This window comes from Streptomyces sp. NPDC088354, assembly GCF_044753585.1.
GTDB lineage: Bacteria > Actinomycetota > Actinomycetes > Streptomycetales > Streptomycetaceae > Actinacidiphila.
On record NZ_JBIVNJ010000007.1, the window covers coordinates 182,620 to 207,632 of the forward strand.

At 74.9% G+C, this 25,013-nt stretch carries 4 protein-coding genes; all 4 read right to left on the reverse strand.

What is annotated here, in order from left to right:
* Positions 1–80: 80 nt before the first annotated feature.
* On the reverse strand, positions 81–602 hold the full coding sequence (locus ACIP98_RS14070; protein WP_401975855.1) for a class I SAM-dependent methyltransferase: 522 nt from the start codon (positions 600–602) through the stop codon (positions 81–83).
* A gap of 126 nt (positions 603–728) precedes the next feature.
* Entirely contained in the window at positions 729–2,591 is a 1,863-nt protein-coding gene (locus tag ACIP98_RS14075) for a hypothetical protein (protein WP_401975857.1), read from the reverse strand.
* A gap of 130 nt (positions 2,592–2,721) precedes the next feature.
* A complete protein-coding gene (locus tag ACIP98_RS14080) occupies positions 2,722–2,928 on the reverse strand; it encodes an MbtH family protein (protein ID WP_319657653.1) in 207 nt (68 codons plus the stop codon).
* Complete coding sequence (locus ACIP98_RS14085) at positions 2,925–24,851, reverse strand: non-ribosomal peptide synthase/polyketide synthase (RefSeq protein ID WP_401975859.1); 21,927 nt, start codon at positions 24,849–24,851, stop codon at positions 2,925–2,927. The genes ACIP98_RS14080 and ACIP98_RS14085 overlap by 4 nt, the downstream gene beginning before the upstream one ends.
* Positions 24,852–25,013: the final 162 nt, after the last annotated feature.

Here is a 25,013-nt window from a genome sequence, read left to right on the forward strand (position 1 = left end):
CACGGGCCGGACCTCGGCCGACCACCCCAGCGCGGTGAGCCGGTGAGCTCGTCCGCGTCGTGGAAGGCCTTCACGATGCGCTACGCGCTGCCGTCGTCGATCCGGCGGCGAACCGTAGGGGTGGGCTGCGTAGCGAGGGACTGCTCGCGTTCGGCCCCGCGGGGGCCGACGTCGATGAAGACCGCTTTGCCGTGGGGTGCGAGTGCGGCGGCGACGGTGCTCCAGAAGCCCGGCAGGCGGGACGGCGGAACGTGTGACAGCCGGAAGGCGAAGAACACGGTGTCGTAGCGGCGCGGCGGCTGCCAGGCGAACAGGTCGGCCTGGACGAACCGCACGTTGGGGGAGGCCACTCGACCACGCGCGATACCCGGCGTCTCCTCCGCCACGTCGACGGCGGTCGCCGAGCGCGCCCGGGCGGCCAGCGCCCCGGTCCACTGACCCGTTCCGCAGACCAGCTCCAACACGTCTTCCACGATGGGGAGTTCGCCGACCGAGCCCAGTAACCCGCGCAGATCCTCGCGCTGCGCACAGGGCCGGTCGTACCCGCTCGCGTGGGGCCGGTAGTAGGCGATCTGCTCTTTCAAGAGGGCATCGTCATCCATGCTCGCGACCCTGACGCGTGCGCTTTGCATGGTTCACACGGTCCATGGCGATGAGCACGATCGAGGGGAGGAAGCCTGCCTGCTGCTTCCCCCGCCGGTCTTCGGCGTGGAAGCAGCAGGGCGGGGTCACCGTGGGCGCGGTTCCGGCGGTTGTCGTCGCCGCCCTCCCACGGCTTGCGGCGGCCAGGGGAAACCGAGTTCTTGGGCGCGCTTGCGGGTTCCACCGCACACGCGGCCGTAGGTTCTCGGGTCCTCGTCGGCGAGGCGGCGCAGTGCAGCGGCGGCCTGGGTCTCGGGTGGGGTGCCGTCGTCCGGGATGTCCCAGCGGAACTGGAGGGGGCTGTCGGCCCCGTCCGGGGTGCCGGAGGCGAGTCCGGGCACATACCAGAAGGTCACCACGGTGACGTCCGGATCTTCCAGGCCACTGCTGATCCAGCCCCGGCTCGCGTCCCATCTGCTCAGCAGATCCGGCGTCTCGATCAGCCCGGCTTTGATGAGGCGGGCCACGGCGCGGGCACGCCAGGACCAGGAGCGGTCGGTCTCGGCGCGGGCGATCTCCGCGTCGTAGGCCGCGGCGTCGAACCGGTGGGGAAGCACCTCGGGCGGGGTTTCCCGTGAACCGGACATCGACCGACGCCAGTTCTCCCACACCACCTGGTCGCCGTCCCGCCGGATCGTGACGTACAGCGCGCCGCAGCACCCCTCGGTACAGCGGGCCTCCGCGAGCTGCACTTCACGGGGCTCGGGACCGGCGCGAAGGTGCCCGTCCTCCAGGAGGAGGTCGGGGCTGTTGACGGGACCATGGGTGAACACGGCCGGGACGATCGGGCGTCCGTCGATGAGGATGCGGGCCTCCACCTGCTTCGAGTGAGCGGGGTCGCCCGCCACCATCTCGACGTGCAGCCTGCCGGCCGTGGCGGGGAGGGCGAACGGCCGCCGTCCGGTGCGACGTATCCACCGTGCGCGCACCCCATCGTCCGCGTCGCCTCCGGCGATGTCCGCGGTCGAGGCCCATCGAGGTTCGGCGAGCAGCCTCCCGAGCGATTCCAGCAGCGCGGTGCGCCGGCCGGGAGGCCAGTCGAGCAGGACGCCGGTGCCGCTGCTCAGATCCAGCGCGAGCGACAGCAAGGCGGCGTGGTTGTCGAGGCTCGGCGGCAGAAGACCGGCGCGGGTGACGACCCTTTCGTACAGCTCGGGCGCGTCGCGGTAGGCGAGGAGGTCGGTCGGGTCGTCGTGAGAGCGTCCCATCCACACGAGCAGCCTGCTCGCCCGGGCCAGCAGAGCCGTGTCGGAGGGATGCCGGTCGAGCAGTCGCGGCAGCCGTACGGCCTCCACGACCCGGCGCGCGTCCGCCGCGCCGACCCGGCCCGACGAGACGGGGAAGGCAGTCAACTCTTCCTGTACGGCGCGCTGGTCTCGCGCACACAGGGCGCGCACGAGCGGCCGTAGCTCGTCGTGGGGGCGGGCGGCGAGCGAGACGACACCGGCTGCTTGCCGGTCCAACCTTTCCAGGGCTTCGACGGCAGGGCCGGTGAACTCCCGGAGCAGACCGAGCGTGGACAGATACGGGATGTCCTCGGGCTCACCGAGGCGGACGAGCAGGGCGATTCCGGAGGCGACGGCCGACACGGTCGTACCGGTCCGGGTCAGCGCCCTGCCCAGGGAGCGTGCCGCGGTCCACTGGCCGGCCGGCAGGGCCAGGCCCGCGACCGTCGAGTGGACCAGATGGCGGTGCCGGTCCCGGACGCCGAGCCGGGCAAAGCGGCGATGCAGGGTCGCAGAGTCATCCGGCAGTGGATCCAGCGCTGCGCGAATGGCCTTCCTCGCCTCGTCCCAGGGCAGCTGGGGGTCGCCCGGTTCCCGTCTCTCGGCGAGGGAGTGACCGCGCCGGGGCGGGAGCCCGTCGGGGGATTGGTGCAACAGGCTCAGGGCGCGGTCGTACAGAGCGAGGGGGAGGGCGGGCGCGGCACGCCCTTCCTCAGGGTTCACCGGCTGGGGTGGGACTCGATTCCGTAGGTCATGGGCGCAGCCTGTCAGGCCGGTCCACGTGCTGTCGAAGGAATTGGGCGAAACACCGCGCGGGCGGGCACGCAAGGGAAGGGCCCGCCCGCGCGGTGCGTCAGGCTCCCTCGACGAGGCTCTTCGGGCGGAGGTCCGTCCAGTGGGTCTCGACGTACTCCAGGCACTCCTGGCGGCCGGCCGGGCCGTGCGCGACGGTCCAGCCCGCGGGGACGTCGACGAAGTCGGGCCACAGGCTGTGCTGGCCCTCGGCGTTGACCAGGACGGAGTAGACGCCGTCGGGGTTCTCGAAGGGGTTGCTGCTCATCGGGTGGATTCCTTCCGTGTGACCAGGGCCTCAAGGGCCCGGAACCAGGTCTGTGCCAGATCCCGGACGGCCTCCTCGGTGAGGAGTTCGCCGGCGTAGGCCCAGTGGGTGCCCAGCTCGGGGCCGCCGGGGCGGTCCTCGGTCAGGGCGTTGAGGGTGAGGGCGTGAGACATGGGCATCCCGGGGTCGGCGTCGAGGTCGGCGGCGTCGCCCTCGGGCGCGTACGACCAGTCGGCCGACTCGGGAACGTCGAAGCGGCCCATGTAGTTGAACTCGATCTGTGGTTCGGCCAGTCGGGCCAGCTCGGGTCCCGTCACCGGGTTGAGGTGGCGGAGCAGCCCGTGGCCGGCGCCCGACGCCGGAAGGGCGGTCAGGTGCTCGCGGACGCGGCCGACGGCCTCCTCCGGATCGAGTCCGGCCGCGCCCGGGTCGAGGCGGACCGGGACGACGCTGGTGAACCAGCCGATGGTGCGGGACAGGTCGGCGTTGCCGGCCAGTTCCTCCTCACGGCCGTGGCCCTCGAGGTCGACCAGGACCGCGCTGCCGGGCCGCGCGCCCAGCACGCGGGTCCGCCACTCCGCGACGGCCTGAGCGAAGGCGGTCAGCAGGACGTCGTTGACGCTCGCCCCGTACGCGGCCGGGACCCGGCCGAGCAGGGGTTCGGTGATCTCGGCGGGCAGGGTCAGGGACAGGTGGCGGGTGCTCTCGACCGTGTCGCGTTCCGTGTCGAGCGGCCGGGCCAGGGGCAGGCCCGCGCCGTCCGCGAGGACCGAGGTCCACCAGGGCAGTTCGTCCTCGCGCGACGGGTCCTGGGCGCGGGCGGTCAGCAGCTCGGACCAGCGGCGGAACGAGATGTCCACCGGCGGCAGCTCTGGGGTGCGGCCCGCCGCGACGGCCTCCCGGGCCGCCGCGAGGTCGGGCAGCAGGATGCGCCAGGTCACGCCGTCGACCACGAGGTGGTGGACGAGCAGCAGCAGGCGGCCCGGCCTGCCCGGCCCCGCGTCGAACCAGACCGCGCGCACCATGTCACCGGTGTCCGGGTCGAGTCCGGCGCGGGCGGTGACCGCGTGCGCGGCGATCGCCTCGCGCAGCCCCGCGTCGTCCGCACCGGCGACGTCGGCGCGGGCGAGCCAGGACGCCACGTCCACGGTGCCGGGGGCGGGCACGCGCAGCGCCCACTGCTCGCCGGCATCAGCGGTGGAGCACGGTCCGGTCCGTGTGCGCTCCAGGCGGGCCCGCAGCATGTCGTGCCGGTCGGCGACGGCCCGCAGGACGGCCAGCAGCGCCTTCTCGTCCAGGTCCGCCGGGGTCTGCAGCAGGGCGGCCTGGTGGTAGCCCCGGATCGGGCCGCCGCGCTCACGCAGGGCGTGCATGATCGGGGTGAGCGGGACCAGGCCGGTGCCGTCGTCGTGCGGGCGGATCAACACGTCGCCCGCGAGCGGGACCGCGGCTTCGGCGAGCGAGGCCGCGTCACGGAGCTGGAACACCTGGCGCGGGGTGATCCGCAGTCCGGCCGCTCGCGCCCGGCTGACGAACTGCATGGCGACGATGCTGTCGCCGCCCAGGGCGAAGAAGTCGTCGTCGGTGCCGACGGCCCCGGCGGGCAGGCCCAGCACCTCGGCGACGATCCCGCACAGGGTCCGCTCGGTGTCGTTCGCCGGCTCGCGGCCACCCGCTCCGGTGGTGAAGTCCGGGGCGGGCAGCGCCTTGCGGTTCAGCTTGCCGTTGGACAGCAGCGGCAGCCGGTCCAGGACGACCACGGCGGCCGGGACCATGTACTCGGGCAGCGTCGCCGCCACGTGGGCGCGCAGGGCGGCGGGATCGGCGTGGTGGCCCTCGGCGGGGACGACGTAGCCGACGAGCTGCCGGACGCGCGGGCGGTCCTCGCGGGCGGCGACCACGACCTGGGCGACCGACTCGTGTCGGGCCAGCGCGCCCTCGACCTCCGCGAGTTCGACCCGGTAGCCGCGGATCTTGACCTGCTCGTCGGAGCGTCCGGCGTATGCGAGCCGGCCCTCCTCCGTCCACCGCGCGAGGTCGCCCGTACGGTACATCCGGGCGCCGGGCGGACCGTACGGGTCGGCGACGAAGCGCTCGGCGGTCAGGTCGGGGCGGCCCAGGTAGCCCCGCGCGAGCCCCGCGCCGGACAGGTACAGCTCGCCGGTGACGCCGGGCGGCACCAGGCGCAGCGAGGCGTCCAGGACGTACGCCCGCGTGTTGTGCACGGCGCGGCCGACGACCGGGCGGTCGCTGTCCGCCACCCGGCCGACGAGGGCGTCGACGGTGGCCTCGGTGGGCCCGTAGAGGTTGAACGCCTCCGTCGCCTCCAGCGCGGCCAGGCGCGACCAGAGGGCGTCCGGCACGGCCTCGCCGCCGACGCCCACGACCGACAGCGGGCACTGGTCGTCGCGGATCAGGCCCGCGTCGGCCATCTGCGCCAGCAGCGACGGGGTCACCTCGATGAAGTCCAGGCCCTCGTCGCGGATCAGGGTGGCGAGGAGCTCGGCGTCGCGGCGCGTCTCGTCGTCGACGATGTGCAGCGCGTGCCCGTCGAGCAGCCACAGCTGCGGCTGCCAGGAGGCGTCGAAGGAGAAGGACCAGGCGTGGCCGACCCGCAGGTGGCGGCGGCCGGTCAGTGCCTTCGCCCGGTCGTGGAGGTCGTGGCGGTGGCTGTGGAAGAGGTTGGCCAGACTGCGCTGGGTGACGACGACGCCCTTGGGGCGGCCCGTCGAGCCCGAGGTGTAGATGACGTACGCCGGGTGGCCGGCTGCCGGGGCCTGCGGCGCCGCCTCCGGCAGCCCGTCGAGGGCGTCCACGTACAGCACCGGGACGTCGGTGTCCGGCAGGGACGCGGCGAGTTCCCGCGTGGTGAGGATCAGCCGAGGACGGGCATCGGCCAGCATGGCGAGCACGCGGTCGGCGGGCAGGTCGGGGTCGACGGGCAGATAGGCGGCGCCCGCCGTCATCACGGCCAGGATGGACGCGATGTGGTCGGCGGTGCGCGGGAGCGCCAGCGCCACGATTTCCTCGGGTCCCGCGCCCGCGCCGGCCAGGACGCGGGCCAGCCGGTCGGTGCGGGCGGCGAGTTCGGCGAAGGTCCACGTCACGGTCGTGTCGGTGACGGCGACCGCGTCCGGGGACTCCCCGGCCTGTGCGGCGAACAGGGCGGGGACGGTGGCGCCCGCCGCCTGCGCGAACAGGTCCGTGTCGTTCCAGGTCTCCAGCAGCAGGCGCCGGTCGGCGTCGCCGATGATGTCGAGGCGTCCGACGGCGGTGTCCGGGTCGCCGGCCATCGCCTCCAGGACGGTGACCATGGCCGACGCGATCCGCCCGGCCGCGGCCGGGGCGAACAGGTCGGGACGGAACTCGGCCGTCAGGCGCAGACGTGCCTCCGGTTCGACCGCCCAGGCGAACGGGTAGTGCGTCGAGTCCTCGTGGTCGCGGACCGACAGGCGCAGGGCCGCCGGGTCGATGTCCGCCGGCTCGTTCGCGACCGGGTAGGACTCGAAGACCATCAGCGTGTCGAAGAGGTCGCCGAGCCCGGCGTCGCGCTGGATGTCGGCAAGCCCCAGGTGCTGGTGGGGGAGGAGCCGCGACTGCTCGTCCTGCAGGCGGTCCAGGAGGGCGCCGACCGGCTCCTGCGGGCGCAGCCGGACACGGACCGGCACGGTGTTGATGAACAGGCCGATCATCGACTCCACGCCGTCCAGCTCCGGCGGCCGGCCGGCCACCGTCGCGCCGAACACCACGTCGTCGCGTCCGGTCAGCCGGGACAGCACGATCGCCCAGGCGGCCTGCACCAGGGTGTTCACGGTCAGGCCGCGGCGGCGGGCGAGCGTGCCGAGCGCCTCCGTCAGCCGCTGGTCGGCCTCGACGGTGTGGGTGCGGGGCACGACCGGCGTCCGGTTGGCGTCGGCGGGCACCAGGTGGGTGGGCTCCTCCAGCCCGTCCAGGGCCACGGCCCAGGCGGCGGCGGAGGCCGCTGTGTCCTGCCGGGACAGCCAGCGCAGGTAGTCGCGGTAGGGGGCGGGGGCGGGCGGGGCGGTCCCGTCGTAGAGGGCGGTCAGCTCCGCCATCATGCGGGGCACCGACCAGCCGTCCAGCAGCAGGTGCTGGTGCGAGAGCACCAGGCGGTGGCGGCCGTCGTGCGTCCGGGCCAGCAGCATGCGCAGCAGCGGCGGTTCCGCCGGGTCGAAGCGGCGCCGCTCCTGGAGCAGCAGGCGCTCCCACTCCGCGTCCCCGTCCGGCACGTTCACCTGGCGCCACGGCAGCGGCACCGAGCGCGGCGCCACGGCCACGGGACGGCCCGAGGAGAGGTAGCGGAAGCCCGCGCGCAGGCTCTCGTGCCGGTCGAGCAGCGTCTGTCCGGCGGCACGCAGCCGCTCGGCGTCGACGGTGCCCTCGAGGTCGTACGACACCTGGACGGTGTAGACGTCGGGGCCCTGGTCGCCGCTGTCGAAGGAGGCGTGGAAGAGCAGTCCGGCCTGGAGCGGGGTGAGCGGCAGCGGTTCCGCCGCGCCGGTGCCCGCCAGTTCGGCGCGCTCGGCGTGGGTGAGATCCGGCAGCAGCGCGGCGTCCTCTTCCGTGTCCTGGCGGACGGTGTCCACTGCGGCGGCGGCCAGACCGGCCGGTGTCCTGTGCCGGAAGACGTCGCGCGGGGTGATCGTCAGGCCCGCGGCGCGGACCCGGACGACGAGCTGCATCGCGATGATGCTGTCGCCGCCCAGCCGGAAGAAGTCGTCGTCGGGACCGACCCGTTCGAGACCGAGGACGGCGGCGACGAGGTCGCACATCCGTGCCTCGCGCGGGGTGCGCGGCGCGGTCGCGGTGACCTCGGCGGCGAAGTCCGGGGCGGGCAGCGCCGCCCGGTCCAGCTTGCCGTTGGGCGTGAGCGGCAGGGCGTCCAGGACCACGAAGGCGGTGGGCACCATGTGCTCGGGCAGCGCGCCGGCCGCGTGGGCGCGCAGGGCCGCCGTGTCCGCCTCCCGTCCCGGGACGTGGGCGGGGACGACGTACGCCACCAGGCGCTCGTCGCGCAGCAGGACGGTGGCGGAGGCGACCCCGGGATGCCGGGCCAGCACGTTCTCGATCTCGCCGGGTTCGACGCGGAAGCCGCGCAGCTTGACCTGGTCGTCGACGCGGCCCAGGTACTGCAGCTCCCCGCCGCCCGTCCAGCGGGCCAGGTCGCCCGTGCGGTACATGCGGCTCCCCCTCGGACCGAACGGGTCGGCGACGAACCGCTCCGCGGTCAGCCCGGCCCGGCCGAGGTAGCCGCGCGCCAACTGGACGCCGGCGAGGTGGAGCTCCCCGGGCACGCCGGGCGGCACCGGGCGCAACGCCGCGTCCAGCACGTAGGTACGGGTGTTCCACACCGGCCGGCCGATCGGCACGGCTTCCGCGCCGGCGGGAACCTCGTGGGCCGTGACGTCCACCGACGCCTCCGTGGGGCCGTAGAGGTTGTGCAACCCGGCCGCGCCCAGCACCTCGTGGAAGCGGGCCGCGAGCGGGGCGGGCAGTGCCTCGCCGCTGCACAGCACGCGGCGCAGGGCGGTGCAGGCCGCCGCGGCGGGCTCGTCGAGGAAGGCCCGCAGCATGGACGGCACGAAGTGCGCCGTCGTGACGCCGCGCCGCCGGATCAGGCCGGCCAGGTACGCCGGGTCCTTGTGGCCCTCGGGCCGGGCCACGACGAGTGCCGCGCCGGTGATCAGCGGCCAGAAGAACTCCCAGACGGAGACGTCGAAGCTCGACGGCGTCTTCTGCAGCACGCGGTCGTCCGGGGTGAGGCCGTACGCGTCCTGCATCCACAGCAGTCGGTTGACGATGCCCTCCTGCGGCACGACGACGCCCTTGGGACGGCCGGTCGAGCCGGAGGTGTAGATGACGTACGCCGGCCGGCGCGGGTCGTAGGCCCGCGGCAGCGGGCCGGTGGCGGCCTGCGGCGCGGGGGTGCCGTCGGCGTCGACCAGCAGGCGCGGCGCGTCGGTGTCCGGCAGGGCCACGCCGTCCGCCGTCACCACGCACACCGGGCGGGCGTCGGACAGCATGAACGCCAGCCGCTCCGCCGGGTAGTCGGTGTCGAGCGGCAGGTAGGCGCCGCCCGCGCGGTGCACCGCGAGCAGGGTGACGACGAGGGCGGCCGAACGCGGCAGTGCGACGGCGACCGTCGACTCCGGTCCCACGCCTGCGCCCGCGAGGGCGTGGGCCAGGCGTTCGACGCGCGCGTCCAGCTCCGCGTAGCCCACCGCGGTGTCCTCGAACAGCAGCGCGGTCGCGGACGGGGTGGCCGCGGCCTGGGCGCGGAACAGCTCGGGGAGGGTGGGCTCCGGCACGGCGCGCCCGGTGGCGTTCCACTCCTCCAGCACCCGGCCGCGTTCCTCCCCGTCCAGGACGTCGATGCGGCCGACAGGCCGCCCGGGCTCGGCCGCGACCTGCTCCAGCAGCCGTTCCATGCGCCGGGCCAGCCGCTCGGCGGTCGGACGGTCGAAGAGGTCGGCGCTGTACTCGATCCAGCCCTGGATGCCGTTGCCCTCGCCCTGCTCGACGAAGTCGAAGCTGAGGTCGAACTTGGCGGTGTCCTGGCCGGCCGGCTCCCGGCGGACCGTGAGGCCCGGCAGCACGGGCGTGCCGCCGCGCTCGGCGAGGTGGACGACCATGACCTGGAAGAGCGGGTGCCGGGCGAGGGAGCGGGCCGGGTTGAGGGCCTCCACCAGTCGCTCGAAGGGCAGGTCCTGGTGCTCGTACGCGGCCAGGTCGGTCTCCCTGACCCGGCGCAGCAGCTCCGCGAAGTCCGGGTCGCCGGACAGATCGGTGCGCAGCACAAGGGAGTTGACGAAGAAGCCGACCAGGTCCTCCAGCCGCTCGTCCGCGCGGCCGGAGACGGGCGCGCCGAGCGGGATGTCCTCGCCCGCGCCGAGCCGGTGCAGCAGGGCGGCGACGGCGGCCTGGGAGACCATGAACATGCTGGCGCCCTCGCGGCGGGCCAGCGCGCGCAGTGACCGTTCCAGCTCGGGCCTGATCGTGAAGCCGACGGTGCCGCCGGCGTGCGAGGACTCCTGCGGACGTGGCCGGTCGGTGGGCAGCGCCAGCTCCTCGGGGAGGCCGCGCAGGGTCTCGGTCCAGTACGCGAGAAGGTCGTCGCCGGAGTGCTCCAGGAGCTCCCGCTGCCACAGGGTGTAGTCGGCGTACCCGACCGGCAGCGGCGCCCAGTCGGGGGCACGGCCGGCGGCGCGCGCCGCGTAGGCGGTCCCGAGGTCGGCGAGCAGGGCCCGGTCCGACCACTCGTCGGTCGCGACGTGGTGGAGCACGAGCAGCAGCACATGCTCGTCAGGACCGGTCGCGGACAGGGCGGCGCGCAGCGGGAGTTCGCGCTCCAGGTCGAACGGGAGGGCGGCGATCCCGGGCAGTTCGTCCTGGGCGGCGGTGCCGAGCGTCACGCGCGCCCGCTCCGGCTCCAGCACGTGCTGGTACGGCACGCCGTCCACGGCCGGGAAGACCGTGCGCAGGGTGGTGTGGCGGGTGACGACGTCGTTCAGTGCCGCCTCCAGCGCGGCACGGTCCAGGGCGCCGGTGAGGCGCCAGGCGGCCGGGAGGTTGTAGGAGGGGTCGGCGGAGTCCACCTGGTGCAGCAGCCAGAGCCGCCGCTGGGCCGAGGACAGCGGCAGCCGCTCCGGGACGGCACGGCCGGCGGTCAGCGCCGGACGGTCCGCGGCGCGCGGTCCGTCGAGCAGGCCCGCGAGCCCGGCGACGGTCGGCGCGTCGAAGACGGCGCGCAGCGACACCTCGGCGCCCAACACCGCACGGATGCGGCTGATCAGGCGCATCGCGAGCAGCGAGTGGCCGCCGAGGACGAAGAAGTCGTCGTCGACGCCCACCCGTCCCAGTCCGAGCACGGCGGCGAACTGCTCGCACAGCACCTCTTCGCGCGGGGTGCGGGGCGGTCGCCCGCCCACGGCCGCGGACAGGTCGGGCGCGGGCAGCGCGGCCCGGTCCAGCTTGCCGTTGGCGGTGCGCGGCAGGGCCGCGAGCTCGACGAACGCCGCGGGCACCATGGGCTCGGGCAACGCGGCGGCGACGCGGGCACGCAGCGCGGCCGGGTCGGTGTCCTGTCCCGGGGCGGGGACGACGTACCCGACGAGGCGCGGCACGCCGGGTGCGTCCTCGCGGACGACGACGGCGGCCGCCGAGACGCGCGGGTCCGCGGTGAGGACGGACTCGATCTCGCCGGGCTCCACACGGAAGCCGCGGATCTTGACCTGGTCGTCGGCGCGGCCCAGGTACTCCAGCGAGCCTCCCCCAGCCTCCGGCCGGGGGGACCCCCACCGGCGACGGGCCAGGTCGCCCGTGCGGTACATGCGCTCGCCCGGCGCCCCGAAGGGGTCGGCGACGAACCGCTCGGCCGTCAGGTCCGGGCGGCCCAGGTAGCCGCGGGCGAGGCCCGCGCCGGCGAGGTAGAGCTCGCCGGGCACGCCGACCGGTACCGGGCGCAGCCGCTCGTCGAGGACGTACGCGCGGGTGTTGTCCAGCGGCGCCGCCCACTCCGGGGCCCCGCTGTGGCGTCCGTAGGCGTCGACCGAGGATTCGGTGGGCCCGTACAGGTCGTGCACCTGGGTGCCGGGGAGCCCGGACAGCCGCTGCCACAGGGCGGGCGGGGTGGCCTCTCCGCCGACGGCGAGGACGGCGGGCGCGTAGCTGCCCGGGGCGAGGAAGCCGTGGTGGGTCAGCTCGCCCAGGTAGGTCGGGGTCAGGTCGACGTAGTCGGCGCCCGTCTCCGCCAGGTGCGCGAGCAGCGCGACCGGGTCCGTCATCGTCGTCTCGTCCACGACGTGCAGCTCATGGCCCGCGAGGAGCCACAGCAGCGGGTCCCAGGAGGCGTCGAAGCTGAACGAGGCGGTGTGCGCGGCCTTCAGGACCTCGTGGCCGGTGGCCCGGACCGCCGGTTCGATCATGTCGCGCAGGTGTGCGCCGTAGAGGTTGGACAGGCCCCGGTGGGTGCCGACGACGCCCTTGGGGGTGCCGGTGGAGCCGGAGGTGTAGATCGTGTACGCGGCGCCCAGCGCCGGGTACCCGGCCGCCGGGCGGACGAACTCGGCCTCGGGCAGCGGCCCGTCGAGCGGCAGCCGCGCCACGCCCGGCGCGGCCGGGAGGCGTTCGGCGCGATCGGCGGTGGTCAGCAGGCAGACCGGGCCTGCGTCGCGGAGCATGAACTCCAGCCGGTCGGCGGGCAGGGCGGGGTCGAGCGGCAGGTAGGCGGCGCCGCAGGCGAGCACGCCGAGGATCGCGGGAACCATGGCGTGCCGCGGCAGCGCGAGGCCGACGACGGTGCCCTCGGCCGCGCCGTGTCCGCGCAGCAGGGCGGCGATGGTGTCGACGCGGGCGCCCAGTTCGGCGAAGGTCAGGGCGCCCTCGGCGGTGACCAGCGCCGTCCGCCGCGGGTGGGCCCGGACGGTGTCGGCGAGGATCTCGGGGACGGCACGGGTCTCGGCGGGGTGCGCGGTGTCGTTCCAGACGCCGGCGGCGGCCTCGCGCTCGCCGGACGTCAGCAGGTCGAACTCGGCCAGCGGGAGGTCGGGGTGGGCGGCGGCCTGCCGCAGCAGCATCACCAGCCGCTCGACGAGCAGCGCGGCGGTGTCCTCGTCGGCCAGGTCGGAGGCGTACTCCAGCAGCAGCGCCAGCGGGTGCGCCTCGCCGTGGTCGACGAAGGTGAAGTCGAGGTCGAACTTGGCGGTGCCGGTGTCCATGTCGAACCACTCGGTGGGCAGCCCGAAGACGTCGGGGTCGCCGTCCGGCCGGTGGTGGTAGCCCAGCATCACCTGGAACAGCGGGTTGCGGCCCGCCGCGCGCGGGGGGTTCACCGCTTCCACGACCCGGTCGAAGGGCACGTCCTGGTGCTCGAAGGCCTCCAGGGCGGACTCGCGCACCCGGACAAGCAACTGACGGAATGTCAGGTCGTCGCCGGACAGTTCCGTACGCAGGACGAGCGTGTTGACGAAGAAGCCGACGAGGTCGTCGAGACCGCTGTCGGTGCGGCCCGCGATGGGCGCGCCGAGCGGGATGTCCTCGCCCGCGCCGAGCCGGTGCAGCAGCGCGGCGGTGGCGGCCTGGAAGAGCATGAACATGCTGGTGCCCGTGGCGGCGGACAGCTCCCGCAGCTCCCGGCCGAGGTCGGCGGGCACCTCGCGGCGCACGATCGCGCCGGCGCCGGTGGGCGCGGCAGGACGCGGCCGGTCGAGCGGCAGCGCCAGCTCCTCGGGCAGGTCGCGCAGTCGCTCCGTCCAGTAGCCGAGCTGCGTGTCGCCGACGGTGCCGAGCAGGCGCTCCTGCCAGAGGGTGTAGTCCGCGTACTGGACGGGCAGCGGCTGCCAGGCCGGGGCGGAGCCGGCGGCGCGGGCGGTGTAGGCGGCGGTGAGGTCCGCCATGAAGGGGCGGTCGGACCATTCGTCGGTGGTGATGTGGTGCAGTACGACGGCCACCACGTGGTCGTCGGCGCCGACCCGGAACACCTCGCAGCGCAGCGGCAGTTCCGTCCCCAGGTCGAAGGGGCGGCGTTGGGCCGCCTCGATCAGCCCGGGGAGGTCGGACCCGGCGCATCCGGTGACCGAGAACCCGGGCAGGGCCTCGTCCGCGGGCACGATCCGCTGGTACGGCTCGCCCCCCTGCTCACCGACGAGCGTGCGCAGCACCTCGTGCCGCGCCGCCACGTCGTGCAGGGCGTGCCGCAGCGCGTCCGTGTCCAGGGCGCCGCGCAGCCGGAAGACGAGCGGGAAGTTGTACGCGGCACCGCCGCCGGTGAGGCGTTCCACCAGCCAGAGGCGGCGCTGCGCGGCGGACAGCGGGACGCGCTCGGGGCGCCGGGGCGCCGCGGCGAGCGCGGGGCGCGTGGGCCGGCCCGCGTCCGCCCGGCCCGCGAGCTGCGCGGGCGTGGGGGCCTCGAAGAGGTCGCGGATGGCCAGTTCGGCGCCGAGCTCCGTGCGGGCCCGGCTCACCAGGCGGGTGGCCAGCAGCGAATGGCCGCCGAGGTGGAAGAAGTTGTCCTCGGCGCCCACCGACGGCAGGCTCAGCACCTCGGCGAAGAGCCGGCACAGCACCTCTTCGTGCAGGGTGCGCGGACCGCGTCCGCCACCCAGGGCCACGGCCGGTTCGGCGTCGGGCAGCGCCCGCACGTCCAGCTTGCCGTTGGCGTTCATCGGCAGCCGGTCGAGGGTGACGAAGGCCGCCGGGACCATGTACTCGGGCAGTTCGCGCTTCAGGTCCTCGCGCAGCACCCGCACCAGGGCGCTCGTGTCGCGGCCCGCCGCCGGGTCGTTGGCGTAGGGGGCGGCGCCGCCGCCCGGCCGGTACAGCCCGGCGGTGGTGCCGGTGGTGTCGCCGGGGACGAACACGGCCTCATAGGTGCCCGCCTCCGCCGCCCACGTGGTGAGCACGCGGTAGCCGAGCCCTGCGCCCAGGTCGTGCAGGGTCTCGGGGTCCACGCCGCCCGGCGTGACACGGCCGTCCGGGATCGCGGTGACGCGCAGCCGCTCGGGGCGCTGCTCACGCAGGCGCTCGGCGAGGTCCCGCGACCACACCGTACGCGGCTCGTCGCCCAGCCGCACCGCGGGCTCGCCCCGGTACAGCACGGCGTCGTAGCGGTGCCGGGTCAGCTCGTTGTGGTGCAGGCCGCGCTTGGTGCGCAGGTCGAGCCCGTAGCCCAGCCCGGCGAAGAAGTCGGGGTCGACCAGGAGTTCCTTCTCCAGCCGCAGGGCGCGGTCCACGGCCCGCTCGAACTGCGCTCCGGCCGTGCCGCGGGCGTGCTGGATCTCGGCGTGGAAGGTGCGGGCGAGCCGCAGGTTGCGGACGTCGCCGACGAAGAGCGCGCCGCCGGGGACGAGCAGCTCCATGGCGCCGCGCACGACCGACTCCAGGTAGGCCGCGCTCGGGAAGTACTGGATCACCGAGTTGATGACGACGGTGTCGAAGTACCCGGTGGGCAGCCCCTCCAGGTCGTCGGCGGGCCGGCAGCGCAGCTCCACCCTGGCCGCCAGCTCAGGGTCCCGTCGCAGCTCCTCGCCGATCTTGCGGATGACGGGGGCCGCGAAGTCGGTGGCCCAGTACGCCTCGGCGTCCGGAGCCAGCCGGGACAGCAGCAGGCCGGAGCCGACGCCGATCTCCAGGATCCGGCGGGGCCGCAGTTCGCGGATGCGGGCGAGGGTGGCCTCGCGCCACTCGTGCATGTCCTCGAAGGGGATGGGCCGCCCGTCGTAGGAGCTGTCCCAGCCCGCGTACTCCTCGGTGAAGACGGCGGTGGAGATCTCCTCGTACTCGTCGGAGTAGATCTCCTGCCACTCGCCGACCTGGGCGCGCTCGGTGGACTCCCGCTCGGCGGCGCCGGCGGGGGCGGGGACGACGTAGCCGACGAGCCGGTCGTCGCGGACGACGACGGCGGCCTGCGCGACGCGCGGGTGGCGGCTGAGGGCGGTCTCGACCTCGCCCGGCTCGACGCGGTAGCCGCGGATCTTGACCTGGTCGTCGGTGCGCCCGAGGAAATCGAGGTTCCCCCCCGGGTCACGCCGCACCAGGTCACCGGTGCGGTACATCCGCTCGCCGGGTTCGCCGAAGGGGTCGGCCACGAACCGCTCGGCGGTCAGGCCCGGCCGGTCCAGGTAGCCGCGGGCCAGGCCGACACCCGCGATGTACAGCTCGCCGGGCACGCCGTCGGGCACCGGGCGCAGCCAGGCGTCGAGGATGTGCGCGCGGGTACCGCGGATGGGGCGGCCGACGGTGGGCGTGGCACTGGCCTGGGTGCCGCCGCCGAGGGTGTTGATGGTGTACTCGGTCGGGCCGTACAGGTTGTAGCCGTGACTCCCGTCGGTGTCGCGCAGTCGCGTCCAGACCGTCTCGGGGACGGCCTCGCCGCCGAGCAGCACCAGCGGCGGCACGTGCCCTTCCAGCAGCCCCTCCTCGATGAGGAGGCGGGCGTAGGTCGGGGTGACGTTGACGACGTCGATGCGGTGCCGCTCGCAGTAGGCGGTCAGGGCGTGCGCATCACGCCGCAACTCCTCGTCGCAGATGTGCACTTCATGACCCTCGACCAGCCACAGCAGCTCCTCCCACGACATGTCGAAGGCGAAGGAGACGGTGTGCGCGACGCGCAGCCGCCGCCCGCCCGCCGACGCGATCGCCGGTGCGAAGATCTCCCTCTGATGGTTGAGCTGCATGTTCGTCAGGCCCCGGTAAGGGGTGACGACGCCCTTGGGGCGGCCGGTGGAGCCCGAGGTGTAGATGACGTACGCGGGGTGCTCCAGGCTGAAGCGCACGGTCACCGGGGCGTCGGACAGCTCCGCCAGTTCCGCGGCGACGGCGGGGTCGTCGAGGAGCACCCGCGGGGTGTCCGCGTCCAGGGTGGCCGAGACCGCGGCGTTGCTGAGCAGCAGGAGCGGCCGGGCGTCCTCCAGCATCAGGGACAGCCGGTCGGCCGGGTGGTCCAGCTCCAGCGGCAGGTAGGCGGCACCGGTGCGCAGCACCGCGAACAGGGCCACGACCATGTCCAGGGAGCGCGGCAGACCCAGCGCCACGACCTTCTCCGGCCCCGCGCCGCGGGCGAGCAGCAGGCGCGCCGTGCGGTTCACGGCGGCGTCCAGCTCGGCGTAGCCGAGCTTGCGGTCGCCGAAGACCAGCGCGGTGGTGTCCGGGGTGCGGGCGGCCTGCGCGGCGAGCAGGTCGGCGATCGTCTCGGTGGGCTCCGGCACCCGGCTGCCGGCCCACTCCTGCTCCAGCGCGGCGTGTTCGGCGGGCAGCAGCGGATCGAGCCGGCCGACGGGCGCGGACAGGTCCTCGGCCATGCGCTCCAGCAGCACGGCGAAGCGGTCCAGCAGCGCGCGGGCGGCCGCGTGCGGGACGACGTCGGGCCGGTGCGCGAGGGTGACGAGCACGCGCTGCCCCGGGGTGACGACGAGGTTGACGGGGTAGTGGGTGGCGTCCACGTTGGCGACGGCGGTGGCGCCGTGCTCGGTGCGCAGCCGTTCCAGGCGTTCCTCGGTGTCGTTGTTGCGCAGCACGAAGAGCGTGTCGAACAGCCGGCGGTGCCCGGTCCCGGACTGGAGCACACCGAGGCCCAGGTACTCGTACGGCATCAGTTCCAGGCGTTCGCGCTGGATGCGCCGCAGCAGGTCGAGGACCGGCTCCGCCGGGTCGAGGGCGATGCGGGCGGGCACGGTGTTGAGGAACATGCCGATGACGTTCTCCACGTCCGGCACTTCGGCCGGCCGGCCCGCGACGGTGGTGCCGAACACCACGTCGGTGCGGCCGGTCGCGGAGGCCAGGGTCAGCCCCCAGGCGGCGTTGAGCACCGTGTTGAGGGTCAGGCCGTGCGCCCGGGCCCGCTCGCGCAGCGCGTCGCCGACTTCCGCCGGGAGCAGCGCGTCGAGTTGCTCGGGGATGACGGGTTCGAGTCCCGCGTCGGCGACGGCCGGGGCCAGCAAAGTGGGCTCGTCCAGCCCCGCCAGGGCGGCGCGCCAGGCGGCGGTGGCCGCCGCGTCGTCCTGGGTGCCCAGCCAGGCGAGGTAGTCGCCGTAGGAGCCGGGGCGCGGCAGGCCGGCGTCGTCGCCGCCCGTCGCGTACAGGGCGAAGAGCTGGTCGAGGAAGAGCCACGCCGACCAGCCGTCCCACAGGATGAGGTGACGGCCGATGACGAGGCGGTCGCCGCGTTCCGCGCCCCGGCGGACGAGCAGCATGCGGAACAGGGGCGGTGCCGACAGGTCGAAGCGGCGGGTCCGCTCCGCGTCCATGAGCGCGCGCAGCCGCGTCTCCTGCTCGGCCTCCGGCAGCACGGACAGGTCCACCGTCTCCAACGGCACCTCGGGCGCCTCCACGATGAACTGCACCGGCTGGCGCAGCCCGTCGCTGGTGAACCCGGCGCGCAGCCCGGGGTTGCGGGCGAGCAGCGTGCGGGCCGCGGCGCGCAGCCGGTCCTCGTCCAGGCGCTCGTCGAAGTCGAAGGACTCGTGGACGGTGTAGACGTCCAGGGCGCCGTCGTCGTACGCGGAGTGGAAGAACAGGCCTTCCTGCAACGGCGCGAGCGGCCAGATCTCGGCCGGCGCCCCGCCGGCGAGCCCGTGCAGGCGCGCGGTCTCCTCGGGCGTCAGCTCGGGGCGGGCGGGCCCGGTGCGCTCCGCGGCCACGGCTCCGGTGCGGGCGGCCAGCGCGAGCGCCGCGGGGGTGCGGTGCTCGAACACGTCGCGCGGGCTCAGCTCCAGGCCGGCCGCGCGGGCGCGGCCGGCCACGCCGATCGAGCTGATGCTGTCGCCTCCGAGGAGGAAGAAGTCGTCGTCAGGACCGGCGTCCTCCAGGCCCAGCACGGCCGCGAAGACCTCGGTCAGCGTCCGCTCCCGGTGGGTGCGCGGGGCGCGAGCGGCGGCACGCTCCACCTCGGGCGCGGGCAGCGCGGCCCGGTCGAGCTTGCCGCTGGGGGTCAGGGGCAGCGCGTCCAGCACCACGTAGGCGTCGGGGACCAGGGGCGCGGGCAGCGTCGCGGCCAGGGCGGCGCGTACGGCGGCGGTGTCCGGGCGGCCGCTGCCGCCCGCGGGCACCACGTACGCCACGAGGCGCTGCTCGCGCACCGTCACCGCGGCCTGGGCGATGCCCGGCAGCCGCACGAGGGCGGCCTCGGTCTCGCCGGGCTCGATGCGGTTGCCGCGCAGCTTGACCTGACGGTCGGTGCGGCCCAGGTACTCCACCACGTGATCCGCGCGGCGGCGCACGAGGTCGCCGGTGCGGTACATGCGCTCGCCGGGGGCGCCGTACGGATCGGCCACGAACCGCTCGGCGGTCAGCGCGCCCCGGCCGTGGTAGCCGCGGGCGAGCTGCACTCCGGTGAGGTACAGCTCACCCGGAACGCCGTCCGGTACGGGGCGCAGACCGGCGTCCAGCACGCGAAGTCCCGTGTTCCACACCGGCCGCCCGATGGGCACGGTGGTGCCGGGGGAGCCGTCGAAGAGGTGGTGCGTCACGTCGACGGCGGCCTCGGTGGGCCCGTAGAGGTTGTGCAGCGGCACACCGGTGAGCGCCTGCCAGCGCGCGGCGGCCGCGCCGGGCAGGGCCTCGCCGCTGCTGAGGGCGCGGCGCAGGGTCCCCGCCCACGACGGGTCGCCGGTCACCTCCGGCACGCTCAGGAACGCCTCCAGCATGGACGGCACGAAGTGCACGGTGGTGACGCCCTGTTCGCGGACGAGCCGCGCGAGGTAGGCCGGGTCGCGGTGGCCGTCCGGACGGGCGAGGACCACTGCGGCGCCCTCGCACAGCGGCCAGAAGAACTCCCACACGCTGACGTCGAAGCTGGACGGGGTCTTCTGCAGGACGCGGTCGTCGGCCGTCAGGCCGTACTCGCCCTGCATCCAGGCCAGGCGGTTGACGATCGCCCGGTGGGTGACGACGACGCCCTTGGGCCGGCCGGTGGAGCCGGAGGTGTAGATCAGGTACGCCGGGTCGTCGGGCCGGGCCTTCGCGTCCGCACCGAGCCCCGGGACGGCTTCGGCAGGGGCGTCGACCAGCAGCGGCGTCAGGCCCTCCACGGCGGGCAGCCGCGGGGCGTCGGCCGCCGTGGTGACGACGGTGGTGGCGCCGGAATCGGCGAGCATGTGGGCGACGCGCCCGGCCGGGTAGTCCAGGTCGACGGGCAGATAGGCGGCGCCGGACTTCAGGACGCCGAGCAGCGCGACCATCAGCTCCGCGGAACGCGGGACGGCGACGGCGACGAAGCGCTCCGGCCCGGCGCCCCGTGCGCGCAGCCGGGCGGCCAGCGTCTCGGCGCGCGCGTCGAGTTCGGCGTACGTCAGGGTCGTCGCGTCGTGCACGACGGCGGTGGCGCCGGGGGTGCGGGCGGCCTGCGCCGCGATGACGGCGGGCAGCGTGGTGGCGGGGACCTCGTGGGCGTCGCCTTCGAGACGGGCGGCGTCCCGCTCGCGCGGGGTGAGCAGGTCGACGGAGCCCACGGGGCGTCCGGGGCCGTCGGCGATGGCCTCCAGCAGCAGGGTGAGCCGGTCGGCGACGGCCCGCACGGCGTCCGCGTCGATGCGCCGCGCGTGGTGCTTGAGCCGCAGGTCCATACGGCGGCCCGGCTTCACGATGAGCGCGAGCGGATAGTGGACGGTGTCGTGGAAGGCGTGGCCGGTGACACGCACCGTGCCCGAGGGGTCGGCCGGCCCGGCCCCGGCCGGGTAGTTCTCGAACACGACGAGCGTGTCGAAGAGTTCGCCGCCGCCCGGGACCCCCGCGGCCCGCTGGATCTCGGCGAGCCCCAGGTGCTGGTGGTCCAGCAGGGTGCTCTGTTCGCCCTGCAGACGGCGCAGCAGCGCGCCGAGGCTCACGGACGGGTCCCAGGCCAGCCGGGTCGGCAGGGTGTTGATGAACAGGCCGACCATGGAGTCGATCCCGTCGACGGCGACGTCGCGTCCCGAGACGGTGGTGCCGAAGACGACGTCCTGCTGCCCGGTCAGCCGGCCCAGCAGCAGGCCCCAGGCGCCCTGAAGGACGGTGCCCAGGGTGACCCCGAGTTCGCGCGCGCGGGCGGAGAGGCGGGCGGTGACCCGCTCGGACAGTTCCACCCGGATCTGCGCGGGATCGATCGCACCGCCGTCGGCGGGCACGTCCACCAGGCGCGTCGGCCCGTCCAGACCGGCCAGGGCCGAGCGCCACGCGGCGCGGGCGGCGTCCCGGTCCGCGGCGGCGATGCGGCGCAGGTAGGTCCGGTAGGCGGGGACCTCGGGGAGCGGGGCGGGATCGGGCGCGTACAGGGCCATGAGCTCGCGGTGCAGCACCGGCAGCGACCAGCCGTCCGCGACGATGTGATGGAACGTCAGCAGCAGTCGGCTGCGGCCCTCTTCGAGCCGGACCAGCGCGCAGCGCAGCAGCGGCGGCCGGCCGAGGTCGAAGGGGCGGCCCCGCTCGTCGGCGGCGACGGCGTCCGCGAGGCCCCGGCGCACGCCTTCCTCCTGCGCGGACAGGTCCACCTCGCGCCACGGCAGTGCGGGGTCCTGGACGACGACCTGGACCGGGCGCCCGTCGCCGAGCTGCCGGAAGCAGGCCCGCAGCGGCGCGTGCCGCTCCAGCAGCCGCTCCATGGCGCGGCGCAGTGCCGGGCCGTCGACGGGCCCGGACAGCTCGACGGCCTGCTGGACGACGTAGGCGTCGTGATCGGCGCCGTCGGCGAGCGCGTGGAAGAAGAAGCCCTCCTGCAGCGGGCCGAGCGGCAGCACCTCCTCGACCGCGGTCCGCAGGCCGCCGCGCAGGGCGGCGAGTTCGGCCCCCGTCGGCTCCACCAGAGGAGCGTCCTGCTCGACGCCGTCCCGGTCGGTGTCCTGAGCGACCGGCGCGAGCTCGGCCACCGTACGGTGCCGGAACACGTCCCGGGAAGTGAGCCGCAGGCCCGCGCCACGGGCCAGCACGAGCAACCGGATCGCCACGATGCTGTCGCCGCCCAGGGCGAAGAAGTCGTCGTCGACGGTGACCGCGCGCACGCCGAGGGCCTGTGCGTACAGGGCGCACAGCAGTTCCTCGCGGGCGTCGCGCGGGGCACGGCCCGAGCTGAGCGCGGCGTAGTCGGGCACCGGCAGGGCGGCGCCGTCGAGCTTGCCGCTCGGCGTCACCGGGAGCCGGTCGAGCGGTACGAGGGCCGCGGGGACCATGTACTCCGGCAGGAACTCGGCGGCGTGCGCGCGCAGCGTCCGCATCAGCGCGGAGACGTCGCGGAACGGAGCCGGGCGGTTCGCGGCCGGCCGGCCGCCGCCGGGCCGGTAGAGCGGCCCCGGGGACGCGTCACCGGAGGTGAAGACGGCGTCGAGGCTGCCGTCGTCGGCGTCGCCGGACCAGGTGAGGGCCGCCGACAGGCCGTGCCGCGCGGCGAGTTCGTGCAGCGACTCGGGATCGACCCCCTCGGCACCGTCGGCGCCGGGGCGGCTGCTGTCCTCCAGGACGGCGAGCGCGTCGAGGTCCTCGGCCAGCCGGGCGTTGGGCACCGAGGTGACCCGCAGCCGCTCCGGACGCGCGGCGAGCCGGCCGTCCAGCGCGTCGAGCGTGCCGAGCGCGGCCCACGCGATCTCGACACCCGCGTCCGGGTCCGCCGTGGTGCCGGCCGGGCGGAGCACGACGTCGTAGCGGTAGCGGGTCAGCTCGTTGTGGTGGGTGCCCCGCTTGATCCGCACGTCGGCGGCGAAGCCGTCGAGGCCCGCGAACCAGTCCGGGTCGACGAGGAGTTCGCCCTCCCACGCCACCGACCGGTCCACGGCCGCGCGCAGCGCCTCCTTGTCGCCGGAGCCGGAGCCGGAGCCGGAGTCGGAGCCGGAGTCGGAGCCGGCGGTCCCGTCGCCGGGACCGCGCCGGCTCTCCACCGCGGCACGCAGCGTGCGCAGCAGCCGCAGGTTGCGGACGTCGCCCAGGAAGAGGGCGCCGCCGGGCGCGAGCAGTGTCGCGGCCTTGCGGAGCACGTCCTCCAGGTAGTCCGCGCCCGGGAAGTACTGGGCGACCGAGTTGATGACGACGGTGTCGAACCACCCCTCGGGCAGCCCGGCGGTGTCGTGCGCCGGGCGCGCCGACAGCTCGACGCGCCCGGCGAGCCCCGGCACGCCGTGGATCTGCTCGCGCAGGGCGGCGACGGCCTCCTCGGAGACGTCGGTGCCCCAGTACGCCTCGCAGTCCGGTGCCAGCCGGGACAGCAGCAGGCCGCTGCCGACGCCGATCTCCAGGACCCGGCGCGGCTCGAGCGCGGCGATCCGCTCGACGGTGGCCGCACGCCACTCGCGCATGTCGGCGAGAGGGATCGGCAGTCCGTCGTACATGCTGTTCCAGCCCGCGAAGTTCTCCTGGAAGCCCTCGGAGCCCGCGGCGGCGTAGAGCAGTTCGTGCAGGTCCTTCCACTCCGCGACCTCGGCGTCGCCGTCGAGCGAGGGCACGACGTAGGCGGCCAGGCGCCGGTCGCCGGGCCGGTCCTCGCGGACGACGACGGCGGCCTGTGCGACGGCGGGGTGGGAGCGCAGCACGGACTCGATCTCGCCCGGCTCGATGCGGAAACCGCGGATCTTGACCTGGCTGTCGACGCGGCCGAGGAACTCCAGCCGCCCGTCGGCCTTCCAGCGCACCAGGTCACCGGTGCGGTAGAGCCGTTCGCCCGGCTCGCCGAAGGGGTCGGCGACGAAGCGCTCCGCCGTCAGGTCGGGACGTCCGAGGTATCCGCGGGCGAGTCCGGCGCCGCCGAGGTAGAGCTCTCCCGCGACACCTGCCGGAACGGGCCGCAGCCGGCCGTCGAGCACGTACGCCCGGGTGCCCGGGTCGGGCACGCCGATGGGCACGATGGTGCCGGGCGGGGTGTCCGGGTCGCACAGCCCCAGCGTGGAGTTGGTGGTCGCCTCCGTCGGGCCGTAGGCGTTGAACATCATCCGGCCGCGCGCGTAGCGGCCGACCAGCTCCGGCGAGACCCGCTCGGTGCCGGCGAGCAGCGTCGCCTCCGCCGGGAGGCGCACGTCCTCCGGCATGGCCGCGAGCAGCGCCGGCGGCAGGATCATGAAGGTGATGCCGTGGGCGTTCGCGTAGTCGGCCAGTGGCGCGCCCGGCACGCGCCGGTGCGACGGTACGACGACCAACCGCCCGCCGGAGAGCAGGCCGAGGCACAGGTCCCAGAAGGCCACGTCGAAGCTGGGGGAGGCGAACTGCAGCACCCGGCTGTGCGGGCCGATGCCGAAGCGCTCGCTCTGAGTGGCGACGAGCTTGGCGACGCCCGCGTGCGAGAGCACGACGCCCTTGGGGCGGCCCGTGGAGCCGGAGGTGTAGATGACGTACGCCGCGCTCGCGACGGTCAGCCGCCCGCCGAGGTCGGGGCCGGTCGTGGGCAGGGCGTCGAGTTCGGCCTCGGTGGCCGGGTCGTCCAGCACCAGTGCGGGTACCCCGTCGGGCAGTTCACCGGCCACCTCGGAGGTGGTGACGAGGCAGACCGGCGCGGCGTCGGCGAGCATGTAGGCGACGCGGTCGGCGGGGTAGTCGGTGTCGACCGGCAGGTAGGCGGCCCCCGCCTTGAGCACCGCCACCTCGGCGACGATCAGCTCCGCCGAGCGCGGCACGGCCAGCGCCACCACGGCCTCGGGCCCGGCGCCCCGGGCGATCAGGGCGTGGGCCAGGCGGTTGGCGCGCGCGTCGAGTTCGGCGTAGGTCAGCCGGACGTCCTCGAAGACCAGGGCGGTCTCGTCGGGACGGGCGCGGACCTGCTCGGCGAACATCGCCGGCCAGGTCGCGAGCGGCACGTCGTGGGCGGTGGCGTTCCACTCGTGCAGGACGCGGTGGCGCTCGGCCTCGTCCAGCAGCTCCAGCTCTCCGACCGCGCGGTCCGGGTGCGCGCCGGCGTCCGCGAGCAGCGTCGTGTAGTGGCCGAGGATCCGGTCGACGGTGGCGGCCCCGAAGAGGTCGGGCCGGTACACGGCGTGGACCTCGCCGGGCGTGACGCGCAGTTCCAGGTCGAGCGGGCCGCCGGCCCAGCCGCCCGCGGCGAAGCCGGTGTTGCAGATCCGGCCGCCGCCGCGGGTCGCCGGGGCACCCAGTTCGCCGGCGAGGGCGGGGACGGGCGCCCGGTGGGCGCGGCCCTGTTCCACGGCGCCGGCGACCTGGGCGGTGAGCCCGGCGAAGGTGGTGTCGGCGGTGACGGCGACACGCAGCGGCAGCCCGTCGTGGGCGAGGACGACATCCCCGGCGCCGCTGCCGTAGTGGTGCAGGAGAGCGGCGTACGCGGCGAGCAGTGCCGCCTCGCCCGGTACGGGGCCGGGCAGGGCGCGGGAGCGGACCAGGGCGGGGCCGCAGGGCCGCTGCGGATACGGGACATCGACGGGGAGAACGGTCTCCTGTGCGAGCGGAACCAGCCTCCCCCGCCAGAATTCCCTTGCCGTCGCCGTCAGTTCTTCGTTACCCGACACAGCTGCCCGTGCCTCCCCTTACCTGCGGAACCGACTCGGCCGAGTCGTGACCGGTCGCCATATTAAGGTAAGCATTACCTAACTTGATAGCCCCACCGTATGGCGGGATCCGCACAGCTCGCAGGGGTACAGTTAAGGCCTGCCTAACCTAAGGATGGTGGC